The organism is Sulfuricurvum sp. (assembly GCF_023250475.1).
Classification (GTDB): Bacteria; Campylobacterota; Campylobacteria; order Campylobacterales; family Sulfurimonadaceae; genus Sulfuricurvum.
This window is the reverse complement of the sequence record NZ_JAHFAQ010000100.1, coordinates 1-7,953: the sequence shown is the minus strand read 5'-3', so window position 1 is coordinate 7,953 and position 7,953 is coordinate 1. Positions and strand designations below refer to the sequence as shown.

General features: G+C 46.0%; 7 protein-coding genes and 1 pseudogene. 4 read left to right on the top strand and 4 right to left on the bottom strand.

Annotation, left to right across the window (positions count from 1 at the left end; genetic code table 11):
* Positions 1-972: ABC transporter ATP-binding protein (locus Q0C19_RS09285; RefSeq protein ID WP_295055348.1), on the bottom strand; the 972-nt coding region annotated here is incomplete at its 3' end.
* A 58-nt stretch (positions 973-1,030) separates the two neighbouring features.
* Here Q0C19_RS09285 and Q0C19_RS09280 point away from each other — a divergent pair.
* The 4 genes from Q0C19_RS09280 (at position 1,031) to fetB (ending at position 5,195) form a co-directional block, all read left to right on the top strand.
* Positions 1,031-1,375, top strand: a complete 345-nt coding sequence (locus Q0C19_RS09280) for a hypothetical protein (protein ID WP_295055346.1) — start codon at positions 1,031-1,033, stop codon at positions 1,373-1,375.
* 44 nt (positions 1,376-1,419) lie between these two features.
* Entirely contained in the window at positions 1,420-3,642 is a 2,223-nt protein-coding gene (gene metE, locus Q0C19_RS09275; protein ID WP_295055344.1) for a 5-methyltetrahydropteroyltriglutamate--homocysteine S-methyltransferase, read from the top strand.
* Between the two features lie 151 nt (positions 3,643-3,793).
* Positions 3,794-4,390, top strand: a complete 597-nt coding sequence (locus tag Q0C19_RS09270) for a peroxiredoxin (protein WP_295055342.1) — start codon at positions 3,794-3,796, stop codon at positions 4,388-4,390.
* Between the two features lie 61 nt (positions 4,391-4,451).
* Positions 4,452-5,195, top strand: coding sequence for an iron export ABC transporter permease subunit FetB (gene fetB / locus Q0C19_RS09265; RefSeq protein ID WP_295055340.1), 744 nt, complete (start codon positions 4,452-4,454; stop codon positions 5,193-5,195).
* Here fetB and Q0C19_RS09260 read toward each other — a convergent pair.
* The 3 genes and pseudogenes from Q0C19_RS09260 to Q0C19_RS09250 form a co-directional block, all read right to left on the bottom strand.
* The gene (locus tag Q0C19_RS09260; RefSeq protein ID WP_295055338.1) at positions 5,179-6,417 is read right to left on the bottom strand and encodes an AAA family ATPase; all 1,239 of its coding nucleotides are present in this window, start codon (positions 6,415-6,417) and stop codon (positions 5,179-5,181) included. The two genes, fetB and Q0C19_RS09260, sit on opposite strands and share 17 nt — an antisense overlap.
* On the bottom strand, positions 6,410-7,486 hold the full coding sequence (locus Q0C19_RS09255) for a VWA-like domain-containing protein (protein WP_295055335.1): 1,077 nt from the start codon (positions 7,484-7,486) through the stop codon (positions 6,410-6,412). The genes Q0C19_RS09260 and Q0C19_RS09255 overlap by 8 nt, the downstream gene beginning before the upstream one ends.
* Positions 7,483-7,953, bottom strand: a pseudogene (locus tag Q0C19_RS09250) (MoxR family ATPase); the annotation flags it as partial. The gene Q0C19_RS09255 and the pseudogene Q0C19_RS09250, both read right to left, overlap by 4 nt.

Genomic DNA, 7,953 nt, shown 5'->3' with positions numbered 1-7,953 from the left:
CCGAGCAAGAGCATTTTTAGCGTTCGCAAAGCTGTATTGCATCGAGAGCAAATCCTGCACCGGGGTCATCATAAACCACAAATAGCCGAAGATGCCGAACATCAGCCCTATACTAAGATCTGAATAAAGAACCATCACCAGCCCAAGGGCTCGAAAAATCTCAAATCCGCTCAAAAACAGAGTATATGAATAGCGCTCACCCCTCAGTGCTTTGATACCGTATTCACTCGCGCTTTGACGCAAACGCTTCGATTGATCTATCGCGGAAGCAACAAACCGATCCTCTTTATTGCTTGCACGAATCTGTCCGAACAGATCACACATCTGTGTGAGGGTATCGGAAAGTTCTCCTATGGTACGGTTTTGTTCTTTTTTAAGTATCCCGACCCGACCCGATATTTTACGAGTGACTATCATAATAAGGGGCTGAAAAATGATGATAAGAATACCAAACAAGGGGTTAATCCAGATGAGTACCGCCGCTACCCCGATAAGCGTTGCAACCGAAACGATCAGTTTGGAAAGGGCGCTTCCCAAAAACTGCTCTATCGTATCAATATCGGTAATAAGATGGGTAATTACTTTACCGCTTCCCAATCGCTCATACGCACTCATAGAGACATGTTTAAGATGTTCCAGAGCACGGACACGTATCGTGAAGCTCAGTTCTTGTGAAAGAGTAATAAAAAATTTCTGCGACACAACACTGAGAAGAAAAAAAACAAATCGCAAGCTTATCGTCACCGCAAGAACGATTGCTATATAAATGAGGGGATTATGCGCCAAAGTGAACATATCGATTATATTCGTAATCGCCCCCCCTTTTTTGAGAAGTACCTCATCGACCATCAACGGGATGAGCAAAGGAATCGGAATCGAAATAAGGGTAGCGAGTATGGCAATAATATTTCCCCATAAAAGCGAGCGCTTATAGCGGAGCATCATAGAAAAGAGATTCGTAAAGGTTATCATAGTGCGATTATAGCTATATCTTGATGTATAATTCCACCATAAAAATAGAGAGGCAATAATGGCAAAAGGGTTTAAGGGACGTTATTTTTCGCTCCAAGCGATTACGGCTACCGTCAATGCTACAACATTGCATAACCGAGCTGTTCGTACCCAAACTTGTCACTCTTACCGATCTTATATGAGTGATGCAAATATTGATGAAAGCCCTCCCGATGAACTTGATCTCCTTTTAGAAGCGATCGAATCTTTTACCCCGAAAGTTTCCCGCTGCCAGTGCCACTGTAACTGCTTTTTCCGCCGCCGTACCCGGTGTGCCCTCTACATCTCATCGTTCGTACCGAAACTCCGTTTTTTATTCCGTTATCTGCTTACCGATTCTTCGCCGCCGCTACGTCTGTCATAACCCTATTTTCACTCTTACTAAAACAAACTTTAAAGGTATACAAAATGACAAACAAAACAGTAGTGCTCGGATTTCCCCGTATCGGCGAAAAAAGAGAACTAAAAATTGCCCTCGAAAACTATTGGAAAGGCTCTGCCAGCCTTGATGAGCTGAAAAGCGTCGGAGTTCAATTACGATTACGCCATTGGCAGGCTCAAAGCGATGCGGGGATGGCTACCGTCGCCGTCAACGATTTTAGTTTTTATGACAATATGCTCGATCTAATGGTTATATTGGGGGCAGAACCCGAACGATTTTACGATATTTTTGATCCTACGCGACGTTATTTTACGATGGCCCGCGGAGACGCTACCCACACGGCAATGGAGATGACAAAATGGTTTAATACCAACTACCATTACCTCGTCCCTGAACTTCATGAAAAATTTCAATTTGGAGAGATCAATCCGAGTAAAATTCTGGAGGAGTACAAAGAAGCACAAACGCATGGATGTAAAGGCTCTATCCATCTCGTCGGTCCGATCACATTTCTAAACCTCTCAAAATGTCCCGAAAATGTCCGTGCCGCCTTATTTGATCCGTTATTGGATCAATACGTATCACTTCTTACCGTATTACAGCCCCTTGAGACTGAGATTATTTTTCATGAACCCTCGCTCAGTTTGGATCTTACCTCCAATGATCTTTCCCTCTTAAAAATCGCCTATAATCAGCTGGGGAAAATGGGGAACGTATCGGTAGCAACCTACTTCGAACACTCAAACGAAGCAACTTCCGTTTTAATACATACACCTATCCAAGGAGTGCTCCTTGATTTTGTCCATGGAGAGAAAAATCTCCGCTCACTCGATTTGCTAAGCAATAGTGACAAACAGGTCACAATCGGGATTATCGACGGACGCAATGTATGGACAAATGATTTGAGCGCATCGCTGAGACAATTGAATGAGATCGCAGCCTATATTCCCAAAGAACGGCTTCGTCTGAGCACATCATGCTCGCTTCTTCACGTCCCCTACAGCCTCAGACACGAAATATCACTGGAGCCGGAAGTCAAAGAACTCTTATCGTTTGCCGAAGAAAAGTTAGCGGAACTTTCCCTACTGGAAAAAGCATTTTTTGAACATGGTGTAATTGAGTTTCCGCCACAAACTAAAAATCATACCGATGAAGCCGTACAAAGCCGTCTGAAGGGTTTGGTTCCTGATGATTTCAAACGCTTTAGCCCATTTAGCGAACGTCAGAAGGTCCAGCATGCCCTCTTTTCGCTCCCTATTCTCCCAACCACTACGATCGGCTCTTTTCCACAAACACACGAAATCAGAAAAGTGCGTCAAGCGTTAAAAAAGGGGGAAATTACCCAAGAGAACTATAAAGAGTCAATGAAAACCGCCATAGCTCACTGCGTCAAATTTCAGGAATCACTTGATCTGGATGTCCTTGTTCACGGAGAATTTGAGCGCAACGATATGGTGGAATATTTTGGCGAACAGCTAAGCGGATTTGCATTCAGTCACAATGGCTGGGTCCAAAGCTACGGAAGCCGATGCGTTAAACCTCCGCTTCTCTACGGTGATGTGAGCCGACCTGATCCGATGACGCTCGAATGGAGTCTTTATGCGCAAAGTCTTACCGATCGCGTCATGAAAGGGATGCTTACAGGACCGGTAACCATTCTTAATTGGAGTTTCGTCCGCAACGATCAGCCCCGTTCCCTCACCGCCACCCAAATCGCTCTCGCCATCCGTGATGAAGTGGATGATCTTCAACGTGCCGGGATAAAGATGATCCAAGTAGACGAAGCGGCATTTAAAGAGGGATATCCGTTGCGACAGGAAAACCGTGCAGAGTATGAAGAGTGGGCATTGCGAAGCTTCCTGCTCAGTACCGCCGTAGCAGAAGATGACACTCAGATCCACACCCATATGTGCTACAGTGAATTTACCGATATCATACGTACAATCGAATCTATGGATGCCGATGTGATTTCCATCGAAACATCCCGCAGCGGCAACCGTCTGTTACGGATTTTTCAAGAGGTCGGATATACGCAGGAAGTCGGGCCCGGTATCTATGACATTCACTCTCCGCGTGTGCCGAGTGTCGAAGAGATGGAGAAACAAATCCATCTGCTTCTGGAAGTGCTCCCCGCAACTCAGCTGTGGATCAATCCCGACTGCGGTCTCAAAACCCGCGGTTGGGGTGAAACGGAAGCTTCACTCAAAAATATGATCGAAGCTGCCAAAGCGGTTCGTGCCGCATTGTAATCTATCCCCCCTTCTCGGGGGATATGATATTTATTCTAAATAATAAAAATTATCCTTTAGAATTTTGAGTTAACTTTATGAGTCTCAATTGAATTAATCTTCATGTGTTACAATTTCCCTACATTACACATAAACTACACAAGGAACTAAAATGCTCGTTACCAAAAAAGCCCCAGATTTTACCGCTACCACCGTCCTCGGAAACAATCAAATCGTTGATAACTTCAACTTGTACGAAAACCTCGGCGAAAAAGGTGCCGTACTGTTTTTCTATCCGTTGGACTTTACGTTTGTATGCCCATCTGAGCTTATCGCGTTTGATCACCGATTAGAGTCGTTCACAGAACGCGGAATCAACGTTATCGGCGTATCGGTTGACTCACAATTCAGCCATTTTGCATGGAAAAATACTCCGGTAAACCAAGGCGGTATCGGTCAAGTTCGTTATCCGCTTGTAGCAGACCTTAATAAACAAATTTCACGTGATTACGATGTATTGCTCGGTGATTCTGTTGCACTTCGCGGATCATTCCTCCTCGATAAAGACGGAACAATCCGACATGCAGTGATCAACGACCTTCCACTCGGACGTAACATCGACGAAATGCTCCGCATGATCGATGCGATGTTGTTCACTAACGAACACGGTGAAGTATGTCCTGCAGGTTGGGCAAAAGGGGATGCCGGTATGAAAGCTAGCACTGAGGGTGTTGCCGAATATCTTGCTTCTCACGCGGATAGCCTTTAATCTTCTCATTTCCCCTTTCGGGGAAGCCTCTTATTAATCAAAAATCGTTTATCCTTTCTGTATGCAATACTCTTTTTTAGCCTCTTACGCTCTTATCATTTTTGCCCTATGGTACTCACGCCGAGAACAGTTCGGTCTGGAAAAAACCATTCTCACAAACTCGATTTTGGCAATGGTGCAGCTTGGACTTCTCGGCTATGCTCTCGTTTATCTTTTTAAACTAGAACATCCTTCTCTCCTCTTTTTCGTACTGCTGGGGATGGTCACTTTCGGAGCCTATACGGCAAAGAAACGCTCCCCTCTCGGAGATCACAGTTTTAAAATTGCCTTTTTTGCCCTCGGAGCCTCTTCGGGAATTGTCTTTCTCTCGATGATGGCGTTCGGGGTGATCCACATGGTACCCTATGAGATGATCCCGATCGGAGGGATGATTATCGGAAATGCCCTGAATGTCTATTCTCAGAGTATTGAGCGATTTCGTGCAGAGGTGAAAAATACGATAGAGATTATCGAGGGGATGGTGGCACTGGGTGCGCCGCTCAAAGAGGCGCTGAGTTTTGCCTCCAAAGCCTCCGTCAAAGCGTCGATGATCCCGACACTCAATATGCTTCAGACCGTAGGGATCATCCATATACCCGGTATCACGACGGGGATGCTCCTCGCGGGTGCCGATCCGCTCAAAGCAATCTCCTATCAGCTCGCCGTCATGTACATGATGGTGGCGGTGGCACTCCTCTCAGCGGTCTTTAGCGTAATGTTTTCCTATCGGATTATTATCGCTTCGGCATTTACATCAAATCGATAAATCGTTTCGCCTTCGGATGGACGAAACAGAGTTTTCCCCATCCTCTATTCGGACGAATCAGCGTCACCCGATGGGCTGAAACCGAACGGGACAATGCCACGTAAAACTGCGACGGGGCAAAAATTTCGTTCGTCTCGATGACATAATCCGCCAAACTCATCCCCTGCGATTTATGGATCGTAATGGCAAAGGCTAACGTAATCGGAAACTGACTGAGGGTAATCTGTTTCTCTTCGCTTGCCGTGCTCCCTTTTTCAATCCACCGTGTTTTGATCGTATCGACACGCTCCACTTTGACACTTACACCGTCGACTTTTTTCACCCAGATAATATCCTCTTCAATGGAGGTAATGCGTCCCCGCTCGCCGTTGTAGTAGTTCCATGCATTACGGGTAAAGAGGATCGGTGCGCCGACTTTCAGTGCCAAGATCGGCTCGATTCGGCTCTCGGTCATAAATCGCTCCACATCACGTTCCTGCATCTTTTTATCATGGATCGTTACATAGGTCTCCACCTCTATGATCTCGCCATTTAGATGTTCCAACTGGGAACGGTTATGATTTTGGGCACTAATGTTTTTGCCGAACAACAATGTCATCGTAGACATATCCTCATTCAACGGTTTTACGAGTTCTTCGAGTGCTTCATGTGCCTCTTCATCGAGACGGGCATGACGCACTTTCTCCAGCAGAGACAAAAACTCTGCCTCATGTGTACGGTATGATCCTTCCAAGTGGAGAGTTTCAAACCCTAGCCGCTCCCACGACGGAGATTCAAATGCAAAATAGATCGTTTCATTCCCCCGCGTCACGGGAGGAAGTTGTAAAAAATCACCTACGACAATCAACCGACCCGCAAATTCCGCTTGCAATAGCCGTAAACGGATCATATCCAGTAACGGCGCCCCCACCATTGAAATCTCATCGATGACAATGATCTCCATGGAACGAATCAATTTGATAATTTTTTTAGAGGAGTCGAGCTTGCCGTTGCGCTCCAATTCTTCCTGAGAATTAGCAATTCCCAAATCAAAAAAACTATGAAGCGTCTGTCCGCCGATCAATGTTGCCGCCATTCCCGTCGAGGCGAGACGGGCAACCGATTTTCCCTTTTGTACCGCATCCTCAATCAGAGCGCGAGTCAGTGTCGTTTTACCTGAACCCGCACCGCCAGTGATGAAAAGGTTGGATGTTTCTAAAATATTTAACGCATTTTCAATCATTTTCACCCTTTAGTTCTATTACCCTGCCAAACGGAACTTCCATCAATTGCGGTGTGATCCAGAGCACCTCATACGGCGGTTCGTAAGGGGGAAATTTACCGTCCAAATCGGTAAAATAGAGGAGAACTTTCGGACGCTGCATCCATGAATCTATTCTCTCAAATATCGGATTAAAATCGGTTCCCCCTCCCCCAAGTAACTCATAAACAATGCTCTCGCCGTTTTCAAATCGGTACTGGCTTCGTACCCGATCATCACACACAAGCATCTCAATAGTGTACGAGCCGAAGGTCTCCATAATTGACTCTACCTCCGAAATAAACTGGGCTAAGAGTCCTTCATCCACCGAGCCGGAACTGTCAATCGCAATAGCAAGTTCCAAATGGCGGGATGCTGATCCCGGCAAATAAATCCCCTCATAGAGTAATTTTTTTGACGGAGGTATCAGCGTGTAGTCGCTGATATAGTATCCGCCGATGCTTTCACGCAATTGATTTCTCCAATCGATTCGACTTTTTGGTTGTAACCTGAATTGCCGTGCAAATACTTCGGAGAGGGGATCGTCTTTTTCCATCGCTTCGCGTGTCCGGCGTTCGCGCTGTGCACGGGATAGTTTCTCATCCGCACTCTCGCCGTCTCGTCGATCATCACTGTCTCGATCGTTTTGTTCCTGATCTAAAAACTCCAATGTTAGCTCCGCATAAATCTCTTCTGTACTCAGGTTCCCAAACCGTTTGTCGTAGGTTATTTTGGGAGGAGCGATAAAACCGTTCTCGATAAGCAGTGCGTTGATTGCATAATCACATGCCATTTCCCATAACCAAGGGCTTCGATTCCCGCGACGGAGCGTGTGGGAAAGGGCTTCATGCAATGCACCGTTGCACAGAACAAACAAACGTTCATCGCTGCTTAGAGGCTCTATGTAGTCTTCACGATATTCTATCGTGTTAGAGCGTGTCGCAAAACTCTCAATGTCATCGTTTGCCACCGTCTCCATACCCGAAGCAATAGTTCCGAAAAACGGATAATCAATAAGCAGTCTCGCTTTAAGGGGAGAAAAATCGATCATAACAGATAGGCGTACGCCTCTACCCATTCACCATATGCATCCAAATGCTCCATCGCGACCCCTTGATGCTGAAGATCCTGAACGATGAGGACGGCAAACTCGTTTTTAAGCTTCAAGCTATAGCGCAAAAGATTTGAAACCGCCTCATCCGACGGTGACATAAGGATACGCGATACCAACGCCGAGGCAAGGGCATAGAGGGTAGAGAGATCGTCACTCACTTCATTCTCTTCACCGCAAAGAATCTTATCAATATCAGGGAGCTTGTCCATCACCTGAATAAATCCCAGAAAATCAACGGCGGCATCTTCCCCCACTGCCCCCCCGATTGTCTCCAGCCACAGCAGTTTAGACAGGGAACTGTTCAAAATGGTATGCACCGCTTCCCAGCTCCGTGGCGTTGCAAAGCTGCGAGTGCTTTTGAGCGGATCAAATCCAAACAGGGCATTGTTTTTAAATCCGATATA

Excerpts from the sequence above, each read along its gene's own strand:
- Q0C19_RS09260 (WP_295055338.1), bottom strand. The coding sequence starts at position 6,417 with ATGATTGAAAATGCGTTAAATATTTTAGAAACATCCAACCTTTTCATC.
- fetB (WP_295055340.1), top strand. The coding sequence starts at position 4,452 with ATGCAATACTCTTTTTTAGCCTCTTACGCTCTTATCATTTTTGCCCTA.
- Q0C19_RS09255 (WP_295055335.1), bottom strand. The coding sequence starts at position 7,486 with ATGATCGATTTTTCTCCCCTTAAAGCGAGACTGCTTATTGATTATCCG.
- metE (WP_295055344.1), top strand. The coding sequence starts at position 1,420 with ATGACAAACAAAACAGTAGTGCTCGGATTTCCCCGTATCGGCGAAAAA.
- Q0C19_RS09270 (WP_295055342.1), top strand. The coding sequence starts at position 3,794 with ATGCTCGTTACCAAAAAAGCCCCAGATTTTACCGCTACCACCGTCCTC.
- Q0C19_RS09280 (WP_295055346.1), top strand. The coding sequence starts at position 1,031 with ATGGCAAAAGGGTTTAAGGGACGTTATTTTTCGCTCCAAGCGATTACG.